Annotated in this window: 22 protein-coding genes; 16 read left to right on the top strand and 6 right to left on the bottom strand. The window is 60.6% G+C overall.

Features of this window, described 5'->3' with window-relative positions; translation table 11 throughout:
* Window positions 1-49: 49 nt before the first annotated feature.
* Window positions 50-634 carry a LolA family protein gene (locus tag RA26_RS14795; protein WP_039184757.1) on the top strand — a complete coding sequence of 195 codons (585 nt, stop codon included), beginning with the start codon at window positions 50-52 and terminating at the stop codon, window positions 632-634.
* Window positions 635-647: 13 nt separating this feature from the next.
* On the opposite strand, the gene RA26_RS14790 is transcribed toward RA26_RS14795, so the two are convergent.
* Window positions 648-2,039, bottom strand: coding sequence for an alpha/beta fold hydrolase (locus tag RA26_RS14790; protein WP_039184756.1), 1,392 nt, complete (start codon window positions 2,037-2,039; stop codon window positions 648-650).
* A gap of 62 nt (window positions 2,040-2,101) precedes the next feature.
* On the bottom strand, window positions 2,102-2,689 hold the full coding sequence (locus RA26_RS14785; protein ID WP_039184753.1) for a transglycosylase SLT domain-containing protein: 588 nt from the start codon (window positions 2,687-2,689) through the stop codon (window positions 2,102-2,104).
* 310 nt (window positions 2,690-2,999) lie between these two features.
* On the opposite strand from RA26_RS14785, the gene hspQ reads away from it, so the two are divergent.
* Window positions 3,000-3,326 carry a heat shock protein HspQ gene (hspQ, locus tag RA26_RS14780; RefSeq protein ID WP_039184751.1) on the top strand — a complete coding sequence of 109 codons (327 nt, stop codon included), beginning with the start codon at window positions 3,000-3,002 and terminating at the stop codon, window positions 3,324-3,326.
* 37 nt (window positions 3,327-3,363) lie between these two features.
* Here hspQ and RA26_RS14775 read toward each other — a convergent pair whose 3' ends face one another.
* The 3 genes from RA26_RS14775 to RA26_RS14765 all read right to left on the bottom strand — a co-directional run bounded on the left by RA26_RS14775 (window position 3,364) and on the right by RA26_RS14765 (window position 6,069).
* Window positions 3,364-4,938 carry a gamma-glutamyltransferase family protein gene (locus tag RA26_RS14775; RefSeq protein WP_039184748.1) on the bottom strand — a complete coding sequence of 525 codons (1,575 nt, stop codon included), beginning with the start codon at window positions 4,936-4,938 and terminating at the stop codon, window positions 3,364-3,366.
* A 301-nt stretch (window positions 4,939-5,239) separates the two neighbouring features.
* On the bottom strand, window positions 5,240-5,689 hold the full coding sequence (locus RA26_RS14770) for an ATP-binding protein (protein ID WP_039185029.1): 450 nt from the start codon (window positions 5,687-5,689) through the stop codon (window positions 5,240-5,242).
* Between the two features lie 35 nt (window positions 5,690-5,724).
* Entirely contained in the window at window positions 5,725-6,069 is a 345-nt protein-coding gene (locus tag RA26_RS14765; RefSeq protein WP_039184747.1) for an STAS domain-containing protein, read from the bottom strand.
* A 95-nt stretch (window positions 6,070-6,164) separates the two neighbouring features.
* On the opposite strand from RA26_RS14765, the gene RA26_RS14760 reads away from it, so the two are divergent.
* From RA26_RS14760 to RA26_RS14700, 12 genes are all read left to right on the top strand, one after another.
* A complete protein-coding gene (locus RA26_RS14760) occupies window positions 6,165-7,337 on the top strand; it encodes a thiolase family protein (protein WP_039184745.1) in 1,173 nt (390 codons plus the stop codon).
* Between the two features lie 93 nt (window positions 7,338-7,430).
* A complete protein-coding gene (locus tag RA26_RS14755) occupies window positions 7,431-7,886 on the top strand; it encodes a GAF domain-containing protein (RefSeq protein WP_039184743.1) in 456 nt (151 codons plus the stop codon).
* A 201-nt stretch (window positions 7,887-8,087) separates the two neighbouring features.
* A complete protein-coding gene (locus RA26_RS14750) occupies window positions 8,088-8,657 on the top strand; it encodes a helix-turn-helix domain-containing protein (RefSeq protein ID WP_039184741.1) in 570 nt (189 codons plus the stop codon).
* A gap of 10 nt (window positions 8,658-8,667) precedes the next feature.
* Window positions 8,668-9,039 (top strand): GFA family protein, encoded by a 372-nt coding sequence (locus RA26_RS14745; RefSeq protein WP_039184739.1) that lies wholly within the window; start codon window positions 8,668-8,670, stop codon window positions 9,037-9,039.
* Window positions 9,040-9,054: 15 nt separating this feature from the next.
* Window positions 9,055-11,502: a GcvT family protein gene (locus RA26_RS14740; protein WP_039184736.1), complete on the top strand. Its 2,448-nt coding sequence runs from the start codon at window positions 9,055-9,057 to the stop codon at window positions 11,500-11,502.
* Between the two features lie 45 nt (window positions 11,503-11,547).
* Window positions 11,548-12,618, top strand: a complete 1,071-nt coding sequence (locus RA26_RS14735) for an alcohol dehydrogenase family protein (protein ID WP_039184733.1) — start codon at window positions 11,548-11,550, stop codon at window positions 12,616-12,618.
* On the top strand, window positions 12,615-13,511 hold the full coding sequence (locus tag RA26_RS14730) for a homocysteine S-methyltransferase family protein (protein ID WP_039184730.1): 897 nt from the start codon (window positions 12,615-12,617) through the stop codon (window positions 13,509-13,511). Before RA26_RS14735 ends, RA26_RS14730 begins: the two co-directional genes overlap by 4 nt.
* An 18-nt stretch (window positions 13,512-13,529) precedes the next feature.
* Complete coding sequence (locus RA26_RS14725; protein ID WP_152612626.1) at window positions 13,530-14,543, top strand: GlxA family transcriptional regulator; 1,014 nt, start codon at window positions 13,530-13,532, stop codon at window positions 14,541-14,543.
* A gap of 83 nt (window positions 14,544-14,626) precedes the next feature.
* Window positions 14,627-17,077 (top strand): GcvT family protein, encoded by a 2,451-nt coding sequence (locus tag RA26_RS14720; RefSeq protein WP_039184726.1) that lies wholly within the window; start codon window positions 14,627-14,629, stop codon window positions 17,075-17,077.
* 256 nt (window positions 17,078-17,333) lie between these two features.
* Complete coding sequence (gene dnaN, locus RA26_RS14710; protein WP_039184722.1) at window positions 17,334-18,452, top strand: DNA polymerase III subunit beta; 1,119 nt, start codon at window positions 17,334-17,336, stop codon at window positions 18,450-18,452.
* Window positions 18,453-18,548: 96 nt separating this feature from the next.
* Entirely contained in the window at window positions 18,549-19,646 is a 1,098-nt protein-coding gene (gene recF / locus RA26_RS14705) for a DNA replication/repair protein RecF (protein ID WP_039184719.1), read from the top strand.
* Window positions 19,643-20,263, top strand: coding sequence for a LysE family translocator (locus RA26_RS14700; protein WP_039184717.1), 621 nt, complete (start codon window positions 19,643-19,645; stop codon window positions 20,261-20,263). The genes recF and RA26_RS14700 overlap by 4 nt, the downstream gene beginning before the upstream one ends.
* Here RA26_RS14700 and RA26_RS14695 read toward each other — a convergent pair.
* Window positions 20,260-20,853 (bottom strand): TetR/AcrR family transcriptional regulator, encoded by a 594-nt coding sequence (locus RA26_RS14695; RefSeq protein WP_039184714.1) that lies wholly within the window; start codon window positions 20,851-20,853, stop codon window positions 20,260-20,262. The two genes, RA26_RS14700 and RA26_RS14695, sit on opposite strands and share 4 nt — an antisense overlap.
* 108 nt (window positions 20,854-20,961) lie before the next feature.
* Between RA26_RS14695 and RA26_RS14690 the strand changes: the two genes are divergently transcribed.
* Both RA26_RS14690 and gyrB read left to right on the top strand, forming a co-directional pair.
* Entirely contained in the window at window positions 20,962-21,552 is a 591-nt protein-coding gene (locus RA26_RS14690; protein WP_039184711.1) for an NAD(P)H-dependent oxidoreductase, read from the top strand.
* A gap of 93 nt (window positions 21,553-21,645) precedes the next feature.
* Entirely contained in the window at window positions 21,646-24,063 is a 2,418-nt protein-coding gene (gyrB, locus tag RA26_RS14685) for a DNA topoisomerase (ATP-hydrolyzing) subunit B (RefSeq protein WP_039184709.1), read from the top strand.
* Window positions 24,064-24,226: the final 163 nt, after the last annotated feature.

Below are 24,226 nucleotides of genomic sequence, written 5' to 3'. Positions count from 1 at the left end.
GAAGGCTCCGGCATCTTCACTTCTGCAGCAGCACACCTATGTTGAACCCATGAAACGGATTGCACTTGCGCTTGCGCTGACCTTCATGGCCCCCGCGTCTTGGGCGGCAGAGAAACTGAGCCTCAATGAGATTTCCCGTTACCTGAATGGGATCTCAACGGCGTCGTCACCCTTTACCCAAATCAACGATGACGGCAGCCTGTCCACGGGCAAACTGTACATGCACCGGCCGGGGCGGATGCGTTTTGAGTATGACGGCAAAGGCGGCGGTACTGTTGTGGCCGGGGGTGGTGCGGTAGTGATCCACGATCCAAAGTCGAACCAGCCGCCCGAAACCTACCCGCTGAAGCGGACACCTCTTTCGATCATTCTGGATCGTAGGGTTGATCTGGGCCGCGCCAATATGGTGGTTGGTCACAGCTTTGACGGCACATCGACAATCGTTCAGGCGCAGGACCCGGAGAACCCGGACTATGGCAGCATCGAGATGATGTTCACCGGCAGTCCAGTGGAACTGCGCAAATGGGTGATCCATGACGGTGCCGGAGGTCAGACGACCGTTATTCTGGGGGCGATGGAAACTGGTGTTAAGCTGTCCTCAAGCCTTTTCGTGACCACAGGCCGGTCTCGCTGAAAGGAAAAGTAGCTTATTCTGCGTGGTGGCGAATGAAGGGGACGGCTTCGTCAAAGAACTCCTGAAAACCCGGGTGCCCACCAACCATGCCGTGGTTGTTGCCGGGCAGCTCTACAAAGCTGGCGCCGGGAATCAGCCGCGCCGCCAGCCGGCCTTCCTCGACAGGCACCGCTCGGTCACCGCGGCAGTGCAAAACCAGAGTGGGGACCCTGACATTTTCGGCATGTGGCGTGGCATCTATTGCGGCATTCATTTCCATGATCCGCAGCGCGTTTTCGGTATTGGTGGAGAGCCGCTGTAGTTCGTCAAATGAATCTCCTTCCTCCGCCGTGGCATCGGGAATGTAAGTTGTGGTGAAGAAATGCCGGTAGATGGAATTCGGCGAACCCCATCCGTCCCGGATCATATTGTAGCCGATCTGATAAAACCTGTCTGCCTCAGGATCCCCGCGCCGCAGGCGTCCGCGCACGTATCCGCCAAGCAGAACCAGACATTTGACTCTCTCGGGGTGCTGTGCCGCAAATCGCATGGAGAAGGCTGCGCCTTGGCTGATTCCGAACAAGGCAAAGCGATGCAGCCCTGCTGTATCGGCAACTGAGAGCATGTCGTCAATCATCCGGTCTTCGGATATTTCAGCCACTTCCCAGTCTGACAGCCCGTTGCCGCGCTGATCAAAGCGGGTCAGGCTGCAATCGCTGGCAAACTCAGACAGAAACTGCCCCCATACAGGGCTTTTCCATTCATATTCAATGTGGTTAATCCAGTTTGGCGCTTTGAAAACAGGCGGACCGTCTCCGATTGTCGTGTAAGCCAAGTGAGTTCCATCGGAGGAGGGGCAGTATTTGACACGTTGTTGCAGCGCTGCTTCCGGAGGTTTGCGTTGCGGGCGGGCCTCAGGGGCCCATTGCCAGACCCGGACCGGACGCGAAATATTCTTGACCCGCTGAGACCCCATGTCGTGGAAGCTTTCGCTTTGCCGCCCTGCAACAGTTTCATGCACGATGCCGGAAATGCAAATACCGCCAGGTTCCGCCAACCCTTCGAGCCGGGCTGCAACATTGACACCGTCACCGAAGATGTCAGCGCCGTCGAAAATCACATCACCGATGTTGATTCCGACGCGGTACCGGATGCGCAGTTGCTCAGGTGTGTCTGCCTCGCGTTCCGCCATTGCCTTTTGGATTTCCAGGGCGCAGTTGACCGCGTCATGAGTTGAGGCGAACTCCACCAGCATGCCATCGCCGGTGGTTTTTATTGTGTGGCCGCGGTTGGCTAAAATTTGCGGGTCGATTAAGTTCTGGCGGTGACCTTTTTGCCGGGTCAGCACCCCTTCTTCATCTTCTTCCATCAGACGGGAGTATCCGGCCATGTCGGCGACCAGAATGGCAGCGAGCCTGCGTTCCATGCGCTGTGTCCTCCCCCCTGAATGTTAGGCGAGAGGGGGAGAAAATCCAGCCTGCGTCGAAATCAGCGGAACTTGCGGCAGGTCGCGAGCTGTGCCTGGTATGTCTGCGCCCGCGTCTCGACCTGACCGGCTACGCGCATCAGCCAGGCCTTGGAACGGTAACTGCCGCGGGCATAGCCGCTGTGGCCTTCGTGGTAGGCAAGATACTGGTTCCGTGCATCATAAAGAGGGATGTCGTTCTTCTCGAGACTTTTGCGCATGTACCAGCCCATGAAGTCCGCGGCATCGCCAATACGGTCACGTTTTGCACGCCGCCGCCCGGTGTCTTGGCGGTAATCGTCCCAGGTGCCGTCCAGGGCCTGACTGTAGCCATACGCGCTGGATTGCCGTCCGACCGGGATCACTCCCAGCAAATACTGATGCGGTGTCCTGGCATCGCCGCGGAACCGGCTTTCGTGATAGATCGTTGCCATCTGCACATGCACTGGCACGCCCCAGCGGCGCTGGGTTGCGCGGAAGGCTTTCAGGTATTCAGGGCGCTGTTGGATAATGCTGCAGGCATTATCCAAGTTGCGCGGCGGCGCTTTGTGCCCGCCTCCGCAAGACGCAACCGCCATGAGGAGAACGAGGGCGCTGATGAGTCTGCTCATTGCCTCTGCCCATTTTGTTTTGGGTTTGTTTTGGGTAACTTTAGCGGATTGCTGCAGGCGAGGAAATCACATTTCCTGAATCGGGTTTTGCTGAAGTGGCGGGGAAACTTCGAACCGCCGGGCAAGCCTGTTTGCTTTCTGTGAGAAGGTCCGGAGCTGATTGCCCCCATAGCGGGCTAGCCCCTGTGGAAAACTGTCTTCAGACCCTGTCATGGCTGTTTCCACAGTTTGTTTCCGTGAAAATTTGCCGCAAGAGTTGGACATTTCCCCGGTACGCGCGCTATTTAGATAATGCAGGGGCAACAAGGCCATGATGAGAACACGCGCAAAATATAACCTTGGGCAAGTCGTCCGCCACCGGAAGCATCCCTTCCGCGGTGTCGTCTTTGATGTCGATCCGGAGTTCTCGAATACCGAAGAATGGTATGAAGCGATTCCCGAAGACAGCCGGCCGGTCAAGGATCAGCCGTTTTATCATCTTCTGGCCGAGAACGACCAAAGCTACTACGTCGCTTATGTTTCCGAGCAAAACCTCGTTGCGGATTACTCGGGAGAGCCTGTAGGACATCCGGATGTGCCTGAGATGTTTGGAAGTTTTGACGGCGGTGCCTATGCGCTGCACTACCAGCTGAACTGAAATCCGAACCTGGCTCTTGCGGGCTGAACCGCAGGCATCAGTAGCCCAATGCACAGCCGTCCTTGCGCGGATCGCTGCCGCCTTCCAGCACACCAGAATCATTGATGCGGATCGCTTGCGCACCTCCTAGCGGTATGTTCGGCGTTTCAATTTTGTGCCCCATTTCGCTCAGCTGCCGCCGGACCGCATCAGAATAGCCGCGCTCAACTTTCAAAGTACCATTGTCGGCGAAGCATCGCGGAGCATCGATTGCGGATTGCAGGTCCATACCGAAATCCAAAAGGTTTGATACCAGCCTCGCGTGGCCCGTCGGCTGGTATCCACCGCCCATCACGCCGAATGGCATGATCACGTCTTCACCCTGCTTCAGCATGGCAGGAATGATCGTGTGCATAGGCCGCTTTCCGGGACCGAACTCGTTCGGATGACCTTCCTCAAGCGTAAAGCCCGCACCGCGGTTTTGCAGCAAAATGCCAAACTTCTCCGAAGCGATACCAGAGCCGAACCCGTGGAAGATCGAATAAATCAGCGACACTGACATCCGGTCCTTGTCTACAACGGTAATATACACGGTGTCTTTGTGCACGGCTTCGGTCAGCGGTTCAGTGGCGGGCATCGCGCGTTTTGGGTCGATCAGAGCCGCAAGCCGTGCCGCAGTTTCAGGCGAAAGCATGTGGCCGAGCTGTGCGGTGTGATCCGGGTCGGCTAAGAACCGGTTACGTGCGTCATAGGCCAGTTTGGCAGCCTCAGCTTCGAGATGCGCGCGCTCAGCCCCGAAAGGATCCAAGCTGCCAAGATCGAAGTGCTTAAGGATGTTGAGGAGCAGGATCGCCGTCGCACCTTGCCCATTGGGCGGGTGTTCGGCCAGACAGCTATCCTTGTAGTAGCCTTCAACCGGACACGTGGCAAAGCTGTCTGCTGCTTCAAAGTCCTGCATAGTGTGTGTGCCGCCGTGAGCTGACAATGCAGCAATCATGTCCTCCGCCACTTCCCCTGAGTAAAATGCATCGCGACCGTGTTTCGCTATCCGGCGCAGCACTTCGGCTTGACCCGGTGCGCGGAAAATCTCTCCGGTGCCTAGGGGGTGGCCGTCCTTCAAAAAATGCTTGCGCGCTGCGCCTTGCAGGGTTTCTGCGCTGGTTTTCCAGTCAAATGCGGTGCGGGAAGCAACTGGAACTCCATGTTCGGCGTAATGGATTGCAGGCTGCATCAGGATGTCCAGCCCTAGTTGTCCTTCTGTTTCTGCAAGGCGACAAAAAGCATCCATGGCGCATGGAATGGTAACTGCGTCCGCGCTGGTCAATGGTACCGCACCCAGGCCCCGCGCTCGCAGATCAGCAGCGCAGGAATCTGCAGGTGCGCGGCCTGACCCGTTCAATGCCTGGATGCCTTTTCCGGGCCTCGAATACAGTACAAAGCAGTCTCCGCCGATACCGGTCATTTGCGGCTCGCAAATGCCGAGCAGTACAGCTCCGGCCAAAGCCGCGTCCATGGCATTGCCACCGCGCTGCAGAATCTCCAAGGCCACGCGGGCCGCCAGTGGGTGAGAGGTGGCGCACATCCCGGAAACTGCAAAAACAGCCGAACGGCCGGGTAAATGGAAGTCTCGCATGGCTTTCTTTCCGTTTTGACACGCAAAGCCTAGGGATGGGCGGCCTGAAGGCAAATCAAATTGCAGCCTGCTCGGAGCAGACGGCGCGTCACAGCAGTGAAAGAGAAGCGAAGGCTGTAAGAGAGATGTCCCCGGTGCCGTGCTCTGGTGGGGGCAAGAACACACGGCACCAGGGGAAGCTCGTTTCAGCTACAGGTAAAGTTTCGCATTTCTATTGGGCCGCGGTAGGCCGGGAATGCGGCGTAATTGTGGCGAAGCGTTAAAGTTGCGCCTACTCACCTGCGGATTCCGCAAGATCTTTTCAGCCTTCAGCCGAAGGGCTTGTGACTTGGATCTCAAAACAGAGTGACAGGTTGTTGCTGCCTTCGGAACGCTCATACTGAACCTGGCTCGCGAGTTCCCGGATCAAGAACCAGCCGAAGCCGCCTTCAGGCAAATTTTTGGCAGGAACATTGACGTCAGCTGGCTTGCCTTCGGGCAGTTCTCCGTCCGGGTAAGGGGCGCCAGCGTCCTGAATACTGACCCACAAACGTTCTGGAGAAAGTTCTGCCTGGATGCGGACATTCCCGGGGTTATTTTCCGCATAAGCATGCTCGACCACGTTGTTGACAGCTTCAGTCAGTGCAATTTGCACCTCATCCGCCCTGGCCGCTGGAATTCCCAGGGTCCGCAGCCGGTCCACAACGGATGAGACGCCGGAGCGGGCATCCAGATTAGTGGCCGTGAACGAGCAGGCAAAGGTTTTTACCATCAATTTCTCGCTTTGCGCCGCCAGCGCAGTCGTCTTCAAGAGTTTGCGCTGGCCGGGGCGGTTGCTTCACTCAGCGAACTGTAGAGGTCAAAGATCGTGTCCATACGAGTCAGCCGGAAAACTTTCTCCACCATTGGGGTCAAGCCGGCCAGGTCCAGCCTGCGGCTGCCGCCCAGTTGTTTCATGGCCGCGACAATTGCTCCAAGTCCGCTGGAATCAATAAATTGCACTTCAGACAGGTCCAGAATGACGCGCTCCGGTCCAGCTTCGGTTTCCGTGCGCATGTCTTCCTTAAACTGGATAGCCATGGCGGCATCAATACGCTCGGCATTGACTTTGACGATCTGTGCACCGTCCGTCATGGTGGTCGTCAGGCTCATTGTGATCCCCCGGGATGTAACGTCATTAGGCAGCACTCTAGACCGCAAAGCTTACTTTTCTGTAGGTATAATTTTGACGATTGGAGGAAAATTGCATGAAAGATGTTGTTATCGCCGGAGCGGCCCGGACGCCCATGGGCGGGTTCCAGGGCATGTATGACGGGGTGACGGCTGCGGAACTGGGTGGTGCTGCAATCCGTGCGGCCCTGGAAGGGGCCGGAGTTGCCACCGTGGATGAGGTGCTGATGGGCTGCGTTCTGCCGGCGGGGCAGGGGCAGGCGCCCGCGCGCCAGGCTGGGTTTGCAGCGGGACTAGGCGAAGAAGTGCCGGCTACGACCCTTAACAAGATGTGCGGTTCCGGCATGAAGGCGGCGATGATCGCCTTCGATCAGATCGCGCTGGGTCACGCGGAAACAATGATTGCCGGCGGTATGGAGAGCATGACCAACGCTCCTTACATTCTGCCGAAGATGCGCGGCGGTGCCCGCATCGGCCATGGCCAGGTGATCGACCACATGTTCCTGGACGGGCTTGAGGATGCCTATGACAAAGGGCGTCTGATGGGCACTTTCGCCGAAGATTGCGCTGAAAAGTACCAGTTCACCCGGGAAGCGCAGGACCAATACGCTTTGAAATCGCTGTCAAATGCTTTGGAAGCGCAGGAGAGCGGTGCCTTTGATGGTGAAATCGCGTCTGTGACTGTGAAATCCCGCAAGGGTGAAGTGGTCACGGATGCAGATGAACAGCCGAAATCTGCGCGACCGGAAAAGATCCCGACGCTGAAACCTGCCTTCCGCAAGGATGGCACTGTTACCGCGGCCAATGCCTCGTCGATCTCGGATGGTGCGGCGGCTCTGGTTCTTGCATCGTCCGAGGCGGCAGAGGCGAAGGGCTTGAATGTCCGTGCTCGTATTCTTGGTCACGACAGCCACGCACAGGCGCCGGGCTGGTTCACCACCGCACCGGTGCCTGCTGCTCAGAAGCTGCTCAAGTCGATCGGCTGGACCGTCGAGGATGTTGACCTGTGGGAGGTGAATGAGGCTTTTGCCGTTGTGCCGATGGCCTTCATGCATGAAATGGGCATCTCGCGCGACAAGGTGAACGTCAACGGCGGCGCCTGCGCGCTGGGTCACCCGATCGGTGCCTCCGGCGCGCGGATCATGGTCACCCTGCTGAACGCGCTGGAAAAGCGCGGTCTGAAACGCGGGGTGGCCGCGATTTGCATCGGCGGCGGCGAAGGCACGGCCATTGCGATTGAGCGGGTGTGATCTTCACCTTTGAGAAATACTCTCGGGGATGAATTGACCGCGAGGTCAAGAGGGGGCAGACAGCCCCCTCAATACGTTTCAGGAGAGCTGCATATGCAGGTTGATTACGAAACCCTAGCCAAGACCATCGCGGCGCTGACCGAAGGCGAAACAGATGAGGTGGCGCTGATGGCCACCGTGGCCTGCGAGGTTCATCACGCGGACGACCGTTTCAACTGGACCGGCTTCTACCGTGCAGTTGCACCGGAGTTGCTGAAGATCGGGCCTTATCAGGGCGGCCATGGCTGCCTGCAAATCCCGTTTTCCCGCGGCGTTTGCGGTGCCGCGGCGCGTACCGGCCTCGCGCAGCTGGTGCCGGATGTCGATGCTTTTCCCGGCCACATCGCCTGTGCCTCCTCTACACGTTCGGAACTGGTGCTGCCGGTCTGGAACGGCGCCGAGGATCTGATTGGGGTGTTTGACATCGACAGCGACCAGACCGATGCCTTCACCCAGAGTGACGCTGACCAGCTGGAGGCAATCCTGCGGCAGGTGTTCAGCCGCGGCTGATTCGCATGTCTGAGGCTTTGCCCCCGGCCTCGCGGCCTTATCCCGAAGGGCTATAGACCAGAAAAAAAGCCGCCCGGCGCCTGAAGGCGCTGGGTTTTTTCATGGCAACCTTTCAGCTCGTGAAAAAATGCTTGGAAATTTCACGAACTCGGTCCATCGTGAAAAACGAGAGGATTTTTTCACGAAGCGGGGAGAGGGCCGGTGAACGATCAGGCGGTGGCAACGGCGACACTGGGGGCGGATATCCGGGCCTTGCGCAAGGCCCGCGGGCTGACCCTGTCGGATATTGCCGCGATGCTGAACCGCTCTGTCGGCTGGCTGAGCCAGGTGGAGCGCGACATGTCCGAGCCCTCGATCTCCGACCTGCGGCAGATTGCCGAGGCGCTGGGTGTGCCGATGTCGATGCTGTTTGCCCATTCCGGCGCCCCGGCAGTGGAGCACGGTTACATTGTGCGCGCTGGCTCCCGCCGCCCCATGGGATCAGGCGAGGAGGGGCTGATCGAAGAACTGCTCTCCCCCGATCTGACAGACGATTTTGAGATGGTGCACTCCACCTTCCAGCCGCGCTCAAAAATGCAGACGCCTGCCAACCGGCCGACGCAGGAGGTCGGCTACATGATCTCTGGCAGGCTGGATCTGCTGATCGGCGGCCGCAGCTTCACCGTCGGTCCCGGCGACAGCTTCCGGATCAAGCATGAGCCCTATCAATGGTCGAACCCTTACGATGAGCCCGCTGTGGCCGTCTGGGTGATCGCGCCGCCGGTCTACTAGGAGGAAGGTCATGATCAAGGGTTCCTGCCTCTGCGGCGACATCTATTTTGAGACCGCGGCCAAGCCGCAAAATGCCTCAATGTGCCATTGCAGCCAGTGCCGCAAGCAATCCGGCGGCATCTGGGCCTCTGCCCAGGTGCGCGACGCAGACCTCACGATCACCGGACCCGTGAACTGGTTCGAGGCGACGCCGCAGGCCGAACGCGGCAGCTGCCCGCGTTGTGGCTCCTTCCTGTTCTGGAAGGGTGCGGGTGAAGACACCACAAGTTTCGCTTTGGGCGCTGTCGACGGGAACACCGGTCTCAGCGTCGAAAAGCACATCTTTACCGCCTCCAAGGGCGACTACTACCGGATTGCGGACGGCGTGCCGCAAGAAGACTGAGACTAGGGAGCGAACATGTCTGATTTTCCATCCAAGGCCCGTGTGGTCATCATCGGCGGCGGCGTCGTCGGCTGCTCATCGCTTTATCATCTGGCCAAGAAAGGCTGGACCGATTGTGTGCTTCTGGAGAAGAACGAGCTGACTGCTGGCTCGACCTGGCACGCGGCCGGCAATGTGCCGACTTTCTCGACCTCCTGGGCGATCATGAACATGCAGCGCTACTCGACCGAACTGTATTCAGGCTTGGCTGAAGAGGTCGACTACCCGATGAACTACCATGTTTCGGGCTCGATCCGTCTGGCACACACCAAAGAGCGGATGCAGGAATTCGAACGCGCCATGTCCATGGGCCGCTACCAGGGTATCCCGATGGAAATGTGGACCCCGGAAGAAACCAAGGAACACTATCCGTTCCTGGAGACCCATGACCTGGCGGGGGTTCTCTATGACCCGACCGATGGCGACATCGACCCGGCACAGCTGACCCAAGCCTTGGCCAAAGGTGCGCGCGATATGGGCGCAAAGATTCTGCGCTTCACCCCGGCGACCAGTGTGACCCAGCACGAAGACGGCACCTGGACCGTGCACACTGAAAAAGGCAACATCGACTGCGACTATGTGGTGAATGCCGCCGGTTACTACGCGCAGCGCGTGGGTGAGATGTTCAAGCCCTTCGGCGGCCGTACCGTGCCTGCCATGGTGATGGAGCACCAGTATCTGTTGACCGAACAGATCCCCGAGGTCGAAGCCTGGTCGAAGGAACATGGCTGCAAGCTGCCCCTGATCCGCGACGTGGACGTGTCTTACTACCTGCGTCAGGAAAAGCACGGCTACAACCTCGGCCCCTACGAGCCGAACTGCAAAGGCCACTGGCTGACCGAAGACGATCCGATGCCTGAGGACTTCTCGTTCCAGCTGTGGCAGGAAGACCTGGACCGGATCGAGGATATTGTCACCGATGCGATGGAGCGGGTGCCGCTGATGGCGACCTCCGGTGTCTCCAGCGTGATCAACGGTCCGATTCCCTATGCTCCCGACGGTCTGCCGATGATCGGTCCGATGCCGGGTGTGACAAACGCTTTTGAGGCACACAGCTTTACCTTCGGTATCGCCCAGGGCGGCGGTGCCGGCAAGGTGCTGGCCGAATGGATCGTCGATGGCCACACTGAGTGGGACATGTGGGCCGTCGATCCGCGCCGCTATACCGACTACACCGACCAGGACTACTGCAACCAGAAAGGCCTGGAAGTATACGGCAACGAATACGCCATGCACTTCCCGCACCACGAATGGCCCGCTGCGCGCGACAAGAAACTGTCGCAGGTGCACGCCAAGGTCAAAGAATTGGGCGGCCAGATGGGTGTCTACAACGGCTGGGAGCGGGCCAACTGGTTCGCGCAGCCGGGTGACGACACTTCTGAGGAAGCCACCCATACCTGGGGCCGCTCCGGCCCGTGGCAGCAGCGGATCAAGGAAGAATGCGAAGCTGTTCGCGACGGGGTTGGCGTGCTGGATCTGCCCGGTTTTTCCCGCTTCAACCTGGACGGCGAGGGCGCTGCAGAATTCCTGCGCGGTATGGTGACTGGCGGCCTGCCCAAGGTGGGCCGGATGAACCTGGTCTACTTCTCGGACGACCGCGGCCGTATTCTGACCGAGATGTCCTGCATTCGTCATGGCGAAGACCACTTCACCATGATCACCGCGGGCTCGGCCCAGTGGCACGACTTCGAGATCTTGCGCAAAGCACTGCCCGCGGGTCTGACCCTGACCGACCGCACCACCGAATTCGCGACTATGATCGTTACCGGTCCGAAATCGCGGGAGCTGCTGGCGGGTATCTCGGACGCTGACCTGTCGCTCGGCTGGCTGACCCATCAGGAAGCCACAGTGGCAGGCAAACCCGCCTTCCTGGCGCGGGTGTCCTTTGCCGGCGAACTGGGCTGGGAAGTTCACTGTGCCAACGAGCACCAGCCGGCGATCTACGACGCCCTGCTCGCAGGCGGTGCCAAGCCGTTCGGCATGTACGCGCTGAACTCCCTGCGGATCGAAAAAGGCTACCGCACTTGGAAGGGCGATCTCAGCACCGACTACTCACTGCTCGAAGGCGGTCTGGAGCGGTTCGTCAAACTGGACAAGCCGCAGGATTTCCCGGGCAAGGCTGCGATCCAGAACGAAAAGCAGCAGGGCGTGAACAAGTCCTTTGTGACTCTGATTGTCGAAGCTGGGGATGCCGATGCGCCTTATATGTCCTGCATCTGGAAAGATGGCGAAATCGTGGGCGAGACCACCTCCGGCGATTGGGGCTACCGCGTCGACGCCTCCATCGCTCTGGGCATGGTGCGCACCGATCTGGCCGTGCCGGGCACTGAGCTGGAGGTCGAGATCTACGGTGAGAAATGCCGTGCGGTGGTTCAGAAAGACGAACCGCTGTGGGATCCGGCCAACGAGCGCCTGCGGGCCTGATGTGCTAGGGTCGGCCTGTCACGCTTAATTCTGGAGGCTTCAGCGATGGCCCAGATGATGAAAGGCGTCTGTTTGACCCGGCATGGCGGGCCGGATGCGCTCGAATGGCGTGAAGATATTCCTGTTCCGGTTCCAGGACCGGGGCAGGTGCTGGTCAAGGTCTTGGCGGTTGGCGTCAACAACACCGATATCAACACCCGGATCGGATGGTACTCGTCAAATGTGACCGGGGCCACGGATGCAGTTGGCGATGACGCTGAGGTCGAGGCCGGCGGCTGGGGTGGCGCCCTGAGCTTGCCCCGCATCCAAGGCGGCGACCTGTGCGGCGTGGTGGTCGAGACCGGCCCGGGCACTGGTACGATCCGCGCGGGGCAGCGAGTTACCAGCCAGACCAATATACCCCGGCCGGAGCCGGACAACCCCGTGGCTTTCGTCGCCTTGGGATCAGAGCTTGACGGTGCTTTCGCGCAATATTGCCTGATGGAGGCAGCAGAATTGTTCGACGTCAGCGCCTCTCCCCTGTCCGATACCGAGATTGCGGCGATGCCTTGTGCCTATGGAACCGCCTGGAACCTGCTGCACCGTGCCGGTGTCTCCGGTGGCCAGCGGGTGCTGGTGACCGGCGCTTCCGGCGGAGTCGGGCTGGCTGCGGTGCAGCTGGCGGCCCATCTTGGTGCGCAAGTGACCGGCCAGACATCGCCCGCTAAGTCGGAGGCGGTGACCGCGATGGGGGCGGGCAGCATCATCGGCCGCGAGGAATCTCCAGAACCGGGCAGATTCGATGCCGTCATCGACGTGGTCGGCGGCCCGGCATGGCCCGCCCTGATACAGGCGCTGCGGCCCGGCGGGCATTACGCGGTCTCCGGCGCCATTGCCGGCCCGATCGTCATAGCGGACCTGCGCGAGATTTACCTGCGTGACATCACCATCCACGGCTGCACCTTTTCCCCGCGTGCGGTCTTTGCCGAACTGGTGGAGCTGATAAATTCCGGCGCAATCCGCCCATTGGTCTCGGCAACCTATCCCCTGCAGAACATAGCCCAGGCGCAATCCGATTTCATGAGTAAGGCGTTTCCGGGCAAACTGGTCCTGATTCCCCCGCAGGAGGCCCCATGACAGACATCATCCTTCTTGACGGCTCGATAGGGCAGGAGGTCGTCAAACGGTCCGGCGACCGGGCGACGCCGCTGTGGTCAACCTCCGTGATGATCGAAAAGCCGGATGTGGTCGGCGGCATTCACGCGGACTACTTTGCTGCCGGGGCCACAATGGCCACCATGAACACCTATGCGGTGCTGCGCGACCGCTTGGTCCGCGCAGGCATCGAGGAGCATTTCGAAGAGCTGCTGTCCACGGCGGCCGCTCAGGCAACCGCTGCACGGGACGCCCACGGCTCAGGCCGTGTCGCCGCTGCGCTGGGGCCGCTGATTGCCTCTTACCGCCCGGATATCTGCCCGCCGCACCAGGAGGCCGCACCGGTCTACGCAGAGCTTGTTCAGCTGCTGGACCCGCAGGCGGATCTGTACCTGATCGAAACCGTGTCATCTATCGAACACGCTAAGGGGGCGCTGCTTGGCTGCGCCGGGACGGCGAAACCAGTGTGGCTGGCGGCTTCTGTTTCCGATGAAGACGGAACGCTGCTGCGTTCCGGCGAGCCGCTGGCGGACCTCGCGGCGGTGGTCGAGGATTTCCAGCCAGAGGCGGTCCTGCTCAACTGTTCGCGCCCCGAGGTCGTCGGCGCAGGCCTGGAAATCGTAAAGAGCTTCGACAAGCCCTGCGGCGCATATGCCAACGGTTTCACCCGGATTTCCGAGGGGTTTCTGAAAGATGCCCCCACCGTGGACGCGCTGCAGCAGCGTCAGGATCTGGGGCCCAAGGCCTACGCGGAATTTGCCATGGGCTGGGTTGCCCAAGGCGCTACGATCGTCGGCGGCTGCTGTGAAGTCGGCCCGGACCATATTGCCGAACTGGCCCGCTGTTTGCGCGCGGCCGGGCATCGGATCGTCTGACCAGGGGAGGGGATCAGCATGGCAGCTCCGGAAAAACTCAAAGCGGCAGAACCGGCCCGGGTCTGGCACATCGACATCATCGTCACCGAAGGATTTGTCCTGATCGAGATGTCGGCGATTCTGGAGGTTCTGCGGATCGCCAACCGCGTGCTGGCCCAGCCGCCGTTCAAATGGACCGTCCGCTCGCTGCAGGGTGGCCGGGTGGGCTGCCGGGCGGGCCTAAGCGTGGAAACTGAACCTTTCGCGGCCAAGCCGGACGCGGATTTCGCCTTCTTCCTTGGCAACTCGGACCCGGACCATCCAGGCCTCAGCCTGGGACGGGTGATTTCCAGCTACACCTGCCGCGATATCAAGGTCTACCTGCTGGCCGAGGCCGCGGCGCGCTATATCCGTGACCAGGGCGGGGCTTCCGGGCGGCTGACGACTCATTGGGAAAACTCCGCCCTGCTGCGCGAGCGGATGGGGCTGAACGATTCCAGCCACGCGCTGGCTAGCGAGGACGGGCTGGTGGTGACCTGCGCTGGCATGGGGTCCACCGTCGATATCATCCTGGCGCTGGTCGGCAGGCTGACCTCTGCTGCGGCGCAGATGACCGTGGGCAACATCATGCTGCACGAACAGGTGCGCGATTTCTCCTCGCTGCAGCCTTTTGCCGGCGCCAAGCCGACCATCACCGGAGACAGCGATCTGGACCACTGCATCCGCATCATGCAGGACAACATCGAGGAACCGGTGCCGATCAGCGACATTGTCGGTGAGCTAGGCATCTCCACCCGCTCGCTGGAGCGCAAGTTCAAGACTTTCCTGGGGACCACTCCCAATGGGTTTTACCGGGAAATGCGGCTTTCCAAGGCCAACAACTTGTTGCTCAATACCACCATGAGCGTCCGCGAGATCGGTCTTGCCTGTGGATTTCCAAATGGGTTCTCCAGTCTTTACAAGAGCTTCTTCGGCATTACTCCCTTTGCTCTGCGCAAGCGCCGCCGACTGGGCGAGGATGGTTCAGAAAAAATCCTAAAGGCCGGAGAATAGCTCCGGGAGTCTGACGTTTTTGATGCATTTTGCGCCGCCTGTTCGTGATAATCAGGCGCAAACCCTCATTCAGGAGCGATGACATGAGCGATCTTCCCAACAAGGCCCGCGTGGTGATTATCGGCGGCGGCGTGATCGGCTGTTCGGTGGCCTATCACCTGACCAAGCTCGGCTGGAAGGATGTGGTTCTGCTGGAGCGCAAGCAGCTGACCTCCGGTACCACCTGGCACGCCGCGGGCCTGATCGGCCAGCTGCGCGCGTCCTCCAACATGACTAAGCTCGCGCGTTATTCAGCAGAGCTTTACCTGGGGCTTGAGGAAGAAACCGGTGTCGCCACCGGCTTGCGTCAGGTCGGCTCAGTGTCCGCAGCGCTGACAAATGAGCGGCTTGAAGAACTCTATCGCAACGCCGCAATGGCCCGCGCCTTTGGCGTGCCGGTGGAGGAACTGTCGCCCAAGGAGGTCAAGGAGCGCTACGAGCACATCAATCTGGACGGCGTGACCGGCGGTGTCTGGCTGCCGACCGACGGGCAGGCGGATCCGGCCAACATCGCGCTGGCCCTGGCCAAGGGCGCCCGCCAGCGCGGTGCGCTGGTCAAAGAGCGCATCAAGGTCACCGGCATCTCCAAAAACGGCCGCCGCGTCACCGGTGTTGACTGGGCCAGCGATGATGGCCAGTCCCAGGGCCACATCGAGGCGGATATGGTGGTGAACTGCGCCGGTATGTGGGGGCACGAGGTAGGCCGCATGGCAGGCGTCAACGTTCCTCTGCACGCCTGTGAGCATTTCTACATCGTGACCGAAGGCATCGAAGGCCTGGCCCAGATGCCGGTGCTGCGGGTGCCGGATGAATGCGCCTACTACAAGGAAGACGCAGGTAAAATCCTGCTGGGTGCCTTTGAACCAAACGCCAAGCCCTGGGCAATGAACGGTATCCCCGACAACTTCGAGTTCGACCAGCTACCCGAGGACTTCGACCACTTCGAGCCGATCCTGGAGGCCGCCTGCAACCGGATGCCGATGCTGGCGGAGGCCGGTATCCACACGTTCTTCAACGGCCCGGAATCCTTTACCCCGGATGATGCCTACCACCTCGGCCTGGCGCCGGAGATGGACAACTTCTGGGTCGCCGCCGGCTTCAACTCGATCGGCATCCAGTCGGCGGGCGGCGCCGGCATGGCGCTGGCGCAGTGGATGGAAGACGGCCAGAAACCGTTTGACCTCGGCGATGTGGACATCTCCCGGATGCACCCATTCCAGGGCAACAAGCACTATCTGTTTGAGCGCTCGAAAGAGACCCTGGGTCTGCTTTACGCTGACCACTTCCCCTACCGCCAGAAGGACACTGCCCGAGGCGTGCGCCGCACCCCGTTCCACTATCACCTCAAGGAACAGGGTGCCGTGTTCGGCGAAATCGGCGGCTGGGAGCGCGCCAACTGGTTCGCCAATGAAGGCCAGGAACGCGAATACCAGTACAGCTGGAAGCGCCAGAACTGGTTTGAAAACTCCGCGGCAGAACACCGCGCCGTCCGCGAGAATGTCGGCATGTACGACATGTCCTCCTTCGGCAAGATCCGCGTCGAAGGCCCGGATGCGGAGAAGTTCCTGAACTACATTTGCGGCGCCAATGTCTCGGTGCCGGCGGGCAAGATCGTCTACACCCAGTTCCTGAACCCCCGCGGCGGCATCGAGGCCGATGTGACCGTCACCCGGTTGAGCGAGACCGTCTATCTGGTGGTGACTCCGGCGGTGACCCGCCTCGCCGACCAGACCTGGATGATGCGCAACAGGGGCGGTTTCAACGTCGTGCTCACTGATGTGACAGCAGGCGAGGGTGTACTGGCGGTAATGGGCCCGAACTCTCGTGAACTGCTGCAGAAAGTGTCGCCCAATGATTTCTCCAACGATGTGAACCCCTTTGGCACTGCGCAAGAGATCGAACTGGGCATGGGCCTCGCCCGTGTGCACCGGGTTACCTACGTGGGTGAGCTGGGCTGGGAGATCTATATCCCGGCAGAGATGTCTGGCCATGCCTTCGAAACCCTCTGGGAGGCCGGCCAGGACATAGGGCTCAAGCTTTGCGGCATGCACATGATGGACAGCTGCCGGATCGAGAAGGGGTTCCGCCACTTCGGCCACGACATCACCTGCGAGGATAATGTGATCGACGCAGGCCTCGGCTTTGCGGTTGCCACCGGCAAGGACGACTTCATCGGCAAGGCCGCGGTGCTGGAACGCAAGGAGAGCGGCCCCAAGAACCGCATGGTTCAGTTCAAGCTGACCGATCCCGAGCCGCTCTTGTTCCACAATGAGCCGATCATCCGCGACGGCAAATATGTGGGCTATCTCAGCTCCGGCAACTACGGCCACACTCTGGGTGCCGCCATCGGCATGGGCTACGTGCCTTGCGAGGGCGAAAGCGCGGCGGATGTGCTGGGCTCGACCTACGAGATCGACGTCTGCGGCGTGAAGGTGAAAGCCGAAGCTTCCCTGAAGCCCATGTACGATCCGAAATCGGAGCGGGTGAAGGCCTAAGCACCTCTCCAGTGCATTCACCTGCTCGTATCACGTCCCGGCCAGGTGCCGGGACGTCTTTTGTTTCTGTCCCGCCCGGATAGAACCGGGTTCTGCTGCAACGTTTACCCCGGTTTCGCGGTCCAGCCGCGCAGCCCCTCTTGACCCCGCCTGAAATCCCTTGGAGAAATCCATAAAAAGCCTTGTGCGGCAGGGGTAAACAGGTAGGTTGCTTGTCCCGGCCACTGACAGGGGCCTGACGAAGAGGATTTGGGACATGAAGATCAGCATCGAACGCGGCACGCTTCTCAAGGCCGTGGCCCAAGCGCAGTCTGTGGTCGAGCGCCGCAACACCATTCCGATCCTGGCAAACGTGCTGATCGAAGCCGAGGGCGACAGCGTCCAGTTCCGCGCCACCGACCTGGATATCGAGGTCGTCGATAAGGCCCCCGCCCAAGTCGAACGCGCCGGTGCCACTACCGTAGCGGCCACCACTCTGCACGAGATCGTCCGCAAGCTGCCTGACGGCGCGCTGGTCACCCTGACCGCAGATGCCGCAACCGGGCGTCTGGCAGTTGAGGCCGGGCGCTCCAACTTCTCTCTGGCAACCCTGCCGCGCGAAGACTTCCCGGTGATGGCTTCGTCGGAGTATCACTCCAATTTCGCCGCCAAGGCCGCCGTTCTGCGCCGCCTGTTCGACAAGTCGAAATTCGCGATCTCGACTGAGGAAACCCGCTATTACTTGAACGGTGTCTATCTGCATGTGTCATCGGGCGATGGCGGCAAAGTTCTGCGTGCCGTGGCCACCGACGGCCACCGCCTAGCACGTATCGACGCGGAGCTGCCACTGGGCGCTGAGGACATGCCGGGCGTGATCGTGCCGCGCAAAACCGTGGGCGAACTGCGCAAGCTGCTGGACGACGACGACATGGACATCGCGGTGTCGGTCTCTGAAACCAAGGTGCGCTTTGCCACTCCGAACATCACCCTGACCTCCAAGGTCATCGACGGCACCTTTCCCGACTACACCCGCGTGATCCCGGCAGGCAACACGCGCCGCCTGGAAGTGGACGCCGCCGAGTTCGCCCAGGCGGTGGACCGGGTTGCCACCGTTTCGTCGGAACGCTCCCGCGCGGTAAAGCTGCAACTGGAAGAGGACCGGCTGATCCTGTCCGTGAACGCGCCGGACAGCGGTGCCGCTGAGGAAGAACTGGCGGTGGCTTACAACGACGAGCGGCTGGAGATTGGTTTCAACGCCAAGTACCTGCTGGAAATTGCCAATCAGGTGGACCGCGAAAACGCCGTATTCATGTTCAACTCTTCCGGTGATCCAACCTTGATGCGCGAAGGCAGCGACGAAAGCGCCGTCTACGTCGTGATGCCGATGCGGGTTTGATCACCTGACGGTGACGCCTCCCCTCTTGGCGGCAAAGCCGCCTGCCGGGCAGTGGGGCGTGAGTATTTTTAGAAAGATGAAAAGGGAGCGCGCCGCGTGTTGGCCCTGACTGCCTTGACCCTGTCCCATTTCCGCTCGCATTTGCGGGCGGAATTGCGTTTGGACGGGCGTCCGGTGGCGATCCACGGCAACAACGGCGCGGGCAAGACCAACATCCTGGAAGCGGTGTCGCTGTTCTCTCCCGGCCGCGGCCTGCGCCGGGCCAGTGCCGCCGATATGGCGCGGCAGCCAGAGGCTCTGGGTTGGAAACTGAGAGGCGAGCTGCAGGCGCCGTCGCAGGCATATGAGGTGGAAACCTGGTCCGAAGGCGGCAATGCCCGGCAGGTGAAGATCGACAATAAATCCGCGAGCCAGATCGCCTTGGGGCAGGTGGCCCGGGTGGTTTGGCTGATCCCGGCAATGGACCGGCTGTGGATTGAAGCAGCCGAGGGGCGGCGGCGGTTTCTGGACCGGATCGCGCTGAGTTTCGAGCCGGGTCATGCGGAGGCTTCGCTGGCCTATGAAAAGGCGATGCGCGAGCGCAACCGGCTGCTGAAGGAGCAGATCCGTGATGCTGCCTGGTACAAGGTGCTGGAAGACCGGATGGCTACCGCCGGGCACCGGGTTCATACTGCGCGGGTACAGGCGGTTGACCTGCTGCAATTGGCACAGGCAGAGGCGGAAACCGCCTTTCCCGCTGCCGAACTGGAATTGATTCAGTCGGAGGGCAGCATGCCGTCCACAGAAGCTGATTTCAAAGAGGCGCTGGAGGAAAGCCGGTTTCGGGATCTGGCCGCAGGCCGTACGCTGGTTGGCCCGCACCGAACTGATCTCATTGGAACATACCGGGCCAAAGGTATCCCGGCTAAGGACTGCTCTACCGGCGAACAGAAGGCACTGCTGGTGTCCTTGATTCTGGCCAATGCACGGGCTTTGGCTGAGCGCGAGGGCGCGCCGCCGATCCTGCTGCTGGATGAGGTCGCGGCGCATCTGGATGCTGCCCGCCGCGCCGCACTTTATGACGAAATCTGTGCACTGGGCGCCCAAGCCTGGATGACCGGCACTGGCCCGGAGCAGTTTGCGGAGCTGGGAGACCGGGCGCAGGTTCTGGAAGTAACTGAGAAAGAAGGTGTGTCGGAGGTGGCGCAGAAATGACAGTTACGCCTTGGGACCTTGCGCTTTATGCCGGTGCCTTGCTTGTTCTGTTTCTGACCCCCGGCCCGGTCTGGCTAGCGCTGATGGCGCGCTCGGTTTCCGGCGGGTTTCAGGCCGCCTGGCCGCTGGCGCTGGGAGTGGCGTGCGGCGACATCTTCTGGCCGTTGATCGCGGTTGCCGGCATGTCCTGGGTAGTCTCGGAAATCGAGGGCATCATGGCCGTGCTGCGCTGGGTGGCCTGCGGGATGTTCCTGGCAATGGGATACCTGCTGATCCGCCACGCCGGCGACGCGGTGGAGGAAAACCGCGCCCTGACCCGTCCCGGCCTCTGGGCTGGTTTCATGGCCGGTATCGCGGTGATCATGGGCAATCCCAAGGCGATCCTGTTCTACATGGGCGTGCTGCCTGGGTTCTTTGACCTGTCGGGAATCTTCTGGACCGACATCGCCGCAATTGTGGCCCTTTCCTTTCTGGTGCCGCTGCTGGGCAATCTGGCTCTGGCGGGAATGGTGCACCGGGTGCGCCGTGCGGTGACATCGGTCCGGATCCGGCGGCGGATCAATCTGGTCTCCGGCGGGCTGCTGATCTGCGTCGGGCTGGTGATCCCCTTCACCTAAGGGGCGGGCTGCAGCCAAGCCAGCAAGTAGGGTTCCAATGCTTTGGCGGGCGGTGTTTCGTCATCGTGTTCCAAGCAGAACCACACGCCCAGCACGTGGTTCAGGAAGGCCTGAATACCTTCGGCCAGCAGTTCCGGCGGCTGATCGCGGCGGATCCGGCCAGCGGCCTGCAGGAGCTGCAGCCAGCGGCTCAGCAAGGCGACCTGACGGATGAAGCCGGCGGTCACCACCTCATCCGGCTCCGCCGCCGTGGTGCCGGAGTAGCGCAGCAGCAGATCAAAGATCACCCTGTCCTGGCTGACGTAGTCCAGGTGCGGCGCCAGCCGGACGGTCAGTTCAGCCGCATCCTGAGGCGCTCCGGCCGCTTCCATTCCATCCAGCAGCCGCATGACCTCATCGCCGATCAGCACGGCCAGCAGCCCGTCCTTGTCCCTGAAATGTGAAAACAGGGTGCCTTTGGCCACACCAGCGCGGGCGACCACATCTTCAACCCGCAATCCGCTGTAACCCTGTTCCTGCACGATTGCGGCTGCCACCTCCAGCAGTCTTGCCCGGGTTTCCAGCCGCCGTTTCTGCGGTGCACGTGTCATGTCTCAGCCTCGCGGATATTTTTTTGACCGCGGTCATTTTTGTAATTGACCGTGGTCATTTTTGATTCAATAAAGTGACCATGGTCAACTTACCTAATGGAGAGCGAAATGTCTGCCCGGAAAATCCTGATTCTGAACGGCCATCCGGCTGCCAATACCTTCACCGGGGCGCTTTGCGGCAGCTATGCGTCTACCGCTGACAGCGCCGGTCACGACGTGCGCATGCACAAGCTGTCGCAGCTGGAGTTTGATGCGGATTTCGGGCAGGCCGGGTTCTCCGGCGCAAAGAAGCTGGAGCCCCAAATTGAAGCGGTGCTTTCGGACTTTGAATGGGCGGACCATGTGGTCGTTGCCTTTCCCCTGTGGTGGGGTGGCCTGCCGGGTAAATTGAAGGGGCTGTTCGACCGGATCCTGCTGCCCGGCCGCACCTTTGATCCCCGCATTGTCACAGATGGCCTGCCCAAGCCACTTCTGACAGGAAAGTCAGGGCGGGTCCTGATTGCGTCAGACACGCCGCCAGACTTGATGGCGCAGTTCTACGACAATGCTGCACATGTTCAGTTGGAACGTCAGATCCTGAATTTTGTGGGAATTGACCCAGTTGAGACCTGCCATTTCGGTGCTTTGCAGGGGTCAAGCAGCGAGGAGCGCGAAGCCTGGCTCCGCACCGCAGCGGAACTTGGAACGCTAGGCGCATAATCGTCTGATAGGCTCATGAAAAAAGGGGGCTTGCGCGTGACAATCCTGGTCAGGTTTCGTATAAAATCCCGAAGCTAAAACAGGAAGATGTGAATGTCCGGAAACGAGCAGGCCCCCGCAGAATATGGTGCGGACTCCATCAAGGTTCTCAAAGGGTTGGAGGCGGTCCGAAAACGCCCCGGCATGTATATCGGGGACACGGATGACGGCTCGGGCTTGCATCACATGGTGTACGAGGTCGTGGACAATGGCATCGACGAGGCCCTGGCAGGCCACGCTGATCATGTAACTGTGAAAATTCATGCAGATTCCAGTGTCTCGGTCAGCGACAACGGCCGCGGCATTCCGGTGGATATCCACGCCGAGGAAGGCGTCTCTGCAGCCGAAGTGATCATGACCCAGTTGCACGCCGGTGGTAAGTTCGACAGCAACTCCTACAAAGTCTCTGGCGGTCTGCATGGTGTGGGCGTGTCGGTGGTGAACGCGCTCAGCGACTGGCTGGAACTGCGCATTTGGCGCAACGGCAAGGAGCATGTGGCGCGGTTTGAACGCGGTGATACCGTCAAGCACCTGGAAGTGGTCGGCGACTGCGGCGACCAGACCGGCACCGAAGTCCGCTTCATGGCTTCGACCGATACATTCTCGAACCTGGAGTATTCTTTCGAGACGCTGGAAAAGCGCCTTCGTGAGCTGGCGTTTCTGAATTCAGGCGTGCGGATCATTCTGGAGGATGAGCGCCCCGCAGAGAAGCTCTCGGCGGAGCTGTTCTACGAGGGTGGCGTCAAGGAATTCGTCAAATACCTCGACCGGCACAAGACCCCGGTGATGGAGGCTCCGGTCTATATCGTGGGGGAGAAGGACGACATCGGCGTCGAGATCGCCATGTGGTGGAATGACAGCTACCACGAGACGGTGCTGCCCTTCACCAACAACATTCCCCAGCGCGATGGCGGCACCCATGTGGCGGGCTTCCGGGGCGCACTGACCCGGACCATCAACAACTACGCGCAGACGTCTGGGATCGCCAAGAAAGAGAAGGTCTCTTTCACCGGTGACGACGCCCGTGAAGGACTGACCTGTGTTCTATCGGTCAAAGTGCCGGATCCGAAATTCTCCAGCCAGACCAAGGACAAGCTGGTCTCCTCCGAGGTGCGCCCGGTGGTCGAAAGCCTGATGGGCGAAAAACTAGCCGAATGGTTCGAGGAGAACCCGAACGAGGCTAAGCAGATCGTCGGCAAGATCGTCGAGGCCGCACTGGCCCGCGAGGCCGCCCGCAAGGCGCGCGAGCTGACTCGCCGCAAAACCGCGATGGACGTGAACTACCTGGCGGGCAAGCTCAAGGATTGCTCCGAGAAAGACCCTTCCAAGACCGAAGTCTTTCTGGTCGAGGGTGACTCGGCCGGCGGTTCCGCTCAAACCGGGCGGGACCGGATGACCCAGGCAATCCTGCCCCTGCGCGGCAAGATCCTGAACGTGGAGCGCGCGCGCTTCGACCGGATGCTGTCTTCCCAGGAGATCGGCAACCTGGTGATGGCGCTGGGCACCGGCATTGGCCGCGATGAATTCAACATCGAAAAGCTGCGCTACCACAAGATCGTCATCATGACCGACGCCGACGTCGACGGCGCCCACATCCGCACCCTGTTGCTCACTTTCTTCTACCGGCAGATGCCGGAACTGATCGAGGGCGGCTACCTCTATATCGCGCAGCCGCCGCTCTATAAGGTGGCGCGCGGCAAGTCCGAGGTTTACCTCAAGGACCAGGCGGCGCTGGATGATTACCTGATCAACCAGGGCGTCGACGGCGCGGTGCTGAAACTGGGCGACGGGTCTGAAATGGCCGGCGCCGACCTCACCCGCGTGGTGGATGAGGCGCGCCAGCTCAAGCGTGTGCTGGATGCCTTCCCGACCCATTACCCGCGCCATATCCTGGAGCAGGCTGCTGTTGCTGGTGCCTTTGTGCCCGGCGCCGTGGATTCCGACCTTCAGGGTGTCGCCGACAAGGTCGCTGCACGTTTGGACGCCATCGCGCTGGAGTATGAACGCGGCTGGCAAGGCCGGATCACCCAGGATCACGGCATCCGCCTGGCCCGCATCCTGCGCGGGGTGGAGGAAGTGCGTACCTTGGACGGTCCGATGCTGCGCTCGGGCGAAGCCCGCAAGACCGGCAGCTTCACCCAAAGCTTGCAGGAGGTCTACGGCACCACTGCCCAGCTGATCCGCCGCGACCGCAGCCAGATCATCCATGGGCCGCTAGGCTTGCTGAAAGCTATTCTGGAGGAAGGTGAAAAAGGTCTGACCCTCCAGCGTTACAAAGGTCTGGGTGAAATGAATCCGGACCAGCTGTGGGAGACCACCTTGGACCCGGATGCGCGGACGCTGCTGCAGGTGCGCATTGACGACATGGTAGAGGCGGACGACCTGTTCACCAAGCTGATGGGGGACGTGGTGGAACCTCGCCGGGAGTTTATCCAGAAGAACGCTCTCAGCGTCGAAAACCTGGATTTCTAAAAACTTGTAGGATCGCCCAAAAGCGTGTTTTAGACCCATACTTTTGCGCAAATTGCCCATAGTTTTGTTTCTCGCACACGCTAGAGGAGAAGTGGAGGCTGAAGGCTGTGAAAATCTCTCGCTTGAGTTGATAGCTGGGTTTCTTGCTCTACTGACTTTTCGT

The sequence above is a fragment of the Leisingera sp. ANG-M7 genome (genome assembly GCF_000813965.1).
In the GTDB taxonomy this organism is placed as follows: domain Bacteria; phylum Pseudomonadota; class Alphaproteobacteria; order Rhodobacterales; family Rhodobacteraceae; genus Leisingera.
Note: the sequence above shows the minus strand (reverse complement) of the source record. Positions and strands in the feature narration are given on the sequence as shown.

Excerpts from the sequence above, each read along its gene's own strand:
- RA26_RS14795 (WP_039184757.1), top strand. The coding sequence starts at position 50 with ATGAAACGGATTGCACTTGCGCTTGCGCTGACCTTCATGGCCCCCGCG.
- RA26_RS14790 (WP_039184756.1), bottom strand. The coding sequence starts at position 2,039 with ATGGAACGCAGGCTCGCTGCCATTCTGGTCGCCGACATGGCCGGATAC.
- RA26_RS14785 (WP_039184753.1), bottom strand. The coding sequence starts at position 2,689 with ATGAGCAGACTCATCAGCGCCCTCGTTCTCCTCATGGCGGTTGCGTCT.
- hspQ (WP_039184751.1), top strand. The coding sequence starts at position 3,000 with ATGATGAGAACACGCGCAAAATATAACCTTGGGCAAGTCGTCCGCCAC.
- RA26_RS14775 (WP_039184748.1), bottom strand. The coding sequence starts at position 4,938 with ATGCGAGACTTCCATTTACCCGGCCGTTCGGCTGTTTTTGCAGTTTCC.
- RA26_RS14770 (WP_039185029.1), bottom strand. The coding sequence starts at position 5,689 with ATGGTAAAAACCTTTGCCTGCTCGTTCACGGCCACTAATCTGGATGCC.
- RA26_RS14765 (WP_039184747.1), bottom strand. The coding sequence starts at position 6,069 with ATGAGCCTGACGACCACCATGACGGACGGTGCACAGATCGTCAAAGTC.
- RA26_RS14760 (WP_039184745.1), top strand. The coding sequence starts at position 6,165 with ATGAAAGATGTTGTTATCGCCGGAGCGGCCCGGACGCCCATGGGCGGG.
- RA26_RS14755 (WP_039184743.1), top strand. The coding sequence starts at position 7,431 with ATGCAGGTTGATTACGAAACCCTAGCCAAGACCATCGCGGCGCTGACC.
- RA26_RS14745 (WP_039184739.1), top strand. The coding sequence starts at position 8,668 with ATGATCAAGGGTTCCTGCCTCTGCGGCGACATCTATTTTGAGACCGCG.
- RA26_RS14740 (WP_039184736.1), top strand. The coding sequence starts at position 9,055 with ATGTCTGATTTTCCATCCAAGGCCCGTGTGGTCATCATCGGCGGCGGC.
- RA26_RS14735 (WP_039184733.1), top strand. The coding sequence starts at position 11,548 with ATGGCCCAGATGATGAAAGGCGTCTGTTTGACCCGGCATGGCGGGCCG.
- RA26_RS14730 (WP_039184730.1), top strand. The coding sequence starts at position 12,615 with ATGACAGACATCATCCTTCTTGACGGCTCGATAGGGCAGGAGGTCGTC.
- RA26_RS14725 (WP_152612626.1), top strand. The coding sequence starts at position 13,530 with ATGGCAGCTCCGGAAAAACTCAAAGCGGCAGAACCGGCCCGGGTCTGG.
- RA26_RS14720 (WP_039184726.1), top strand. The coding sequence starts at position 14,627 with ATGAGCGATCTTCCCAACAAGGCCCGCGTGGTGATTATCGGCGGCGGC.
- dnaN (WP_039184722.1), top strand. The coding sequence starts at position 17,334 with ATGAAGATCAGCATCGAACGCGGCACGCTTCTCAAGGCCGTGGCCCAA.
- RA26_RS14700 (WP_039184717.1), top strand. The coding sequence starts at position 19,643 with ATGACAGTTACGCCTTGGGACCTTGCGCTTTATGCCGGTGCCTTGCTT.
- RA26_RS14695 (WP_039184714.1), bottom strand. The coding sequence starts at position 20,853 with ATGACACGTGCACCGCAGAAACGGCGGCTGGAAACCCGGGCAAGACTG.
- RA26_RS14690 (WP_039184711.1), top strand. The coding sequence starts at position 20,962 with ATGTCTGCCCGGAAAATCCTGATTCTGAACGGCCATCCGGCTGCCAAT.
- gyrB (WP_039184709.1), top strand. The coding sequence starts at position 21,646 with ATGTCCGGAAACGAGCAGGCCCCCGCAGAATATGGTGCGGACTCCATC.